Consider the following 1,567-nt stretch of genomic DNA (forward strand, 5'->3'; position numbering starts at 1 on the left):
ACTAAAGGTTGAAAGTATCAAAACAGACCGTAACCATTGATGTCAAACGGTTATGGCATATTATATTACTAGTTATCACTTCATTGAGCATTACCGAGTAGCCGGCCAAGGCTATGCGGTAATGCTTTTATAAATTCGTCAAAAATAATAGTTAATGTTTCAACTGCCATGTCGAATTTTTCACCTAGACCAGTAATTGTTTGTATCAACCAATTCAACGCACTTACTAGCTTAATGTCAGGCAACGGTCGTCCATAATCAAAGAATAAGTCACCCAGCGTCCTGTCGTCCGTATTTTCACGTTGCGCCAATGCAAGGACGTCATAGCTTAACATGACCATTGCTAGGTGACCACAGAGCCCATCGTAGCTTTGAACTTGAGTCTGATCAAATTGCAGGTATTGTTTAGCAACTTTAAAATAACATTCAATCTGCCAACGTCGACCGTACATCTGAATGATTGCTTCTGGTCTTAGCGCCGTCATGGTGGTCGCCAACACCAGATATTGATCAGCCTGGCCACGTTTGGTTACGAAGACTAACTTCATTGGGATTTTTTCGCCATCAACTTCAAATGTGACGATTGGACTGTATAGATAGCGATCCTTAATTGGCCATTTACTGCGCCGTAAGTTAGCGTATAAGGTCTTAATATCCATTTCGCGGCCACGATAACGAAAATAAACCTTTTTAGTTTTTTTCAACATACCAATCCCATGACAGTGACGTTTTAGCAATGCCGCAAACATACGCGGTGACGCATACCAGCTATCAAATAGGACGTACTTGGCCTTGATGCCCGATTTGATTGCATCATCTACCAATTCTAAGGCGACAGCGGTCATTTTACGGGTTGCCTGTGTACGTCGTTTCGCAGCAAGTGATCGTTGATCATTGGACTTAAGGCGTCCAAACCGATTTTTGGCGTGGCTTGATGACATCAAGGAAAAGTTCAGTGGTAAAAAAGTATTGCCGTCACTCCAGCCCAAAGTTAGTGTCCGGAAGCCTTTAAAATACTGCTGTTTGTCGTGGTCAAAAACACGAGCCAATAATTCAGTTTTGCGTGAAAATTCACGTTTAAACAATGAATCATCAATGATCAAAGCTTGGCGCCGTCTTGGATCGGTAAAATGTTGCACGTATTGGATTAAATGAATCGCTAATAGCTGAACCAGCCGTTGCCAATTAATATGCGGGTCATTTAGGCAATTGCGAACAGTTCGTTTTGAAAAATCGTTAGCCTTTTCTGCTCTAAAAATGGAGTAGCGATTAAAGATTGTGGTCAATAACCACTCAAACAAGCGTTCAGTTTTAATACCGCGCGATTTATGGCTATTGACACGACGCAAAATAGCGGAGAGATGGACCAATTTTGAAAAATGAGCAAAAGAATGATGAATATCAGTGTCATTGTATTGTATAGTAGACATGGGCATGAAACTCCTCTGTATGGTTTTTGTTTAGACGCTTTAAGTATACAGATGTGATTGGTTTCATGTCTATTTTTGTAGCAAAAAAGCCCTAACAGATCAGGGCTTAAGTGGAAATATTAACTTTCAACCTTTAG

Annotated in this window: 1 protein-coding gene; it reads right to left on the minus strand. The window is 40.7% G+C overall.

Annotated features, from left to right (window positions below):
• Positions 1-80: 80 nt before the first annotated feature.
• Positions 81-1,430: an IS4 family transposase gene (locus tag EKM65_RS11070; RefSeq protein WP_125608467.1), complete on the minus strand. Its 1,350-nt coding sequence runs from the start codon at positions 1,428-1,430 to the stop codon at positions 81-83.
• Between the last annotated feature and the right edge of the window lie 137 nt (positions 1,431-1,567).

Origin of the sequence: Lapidilactobacillus bayanensis, from assembly GCF_003946695.1 — a bacterium.
In the GTDB taxonomy this organism is placed as follows: domain Bacteria; phylum Bacillota; class Bacilli; order Lactobacillales; family Lactobacillaceae; genus Lapidilactobacillus; species Lapidilactobacillus bayanensis.

Bases quoted from the DNA above. Each gene is read 5' to 3' on its own strand.
- EKM65_RS11070 (WP_125608467.1), bottom strand. From the start codon at position 1,430: ATGTCTACTATACAATACAATGACACTGATATTCATCATTCTTTTGCT.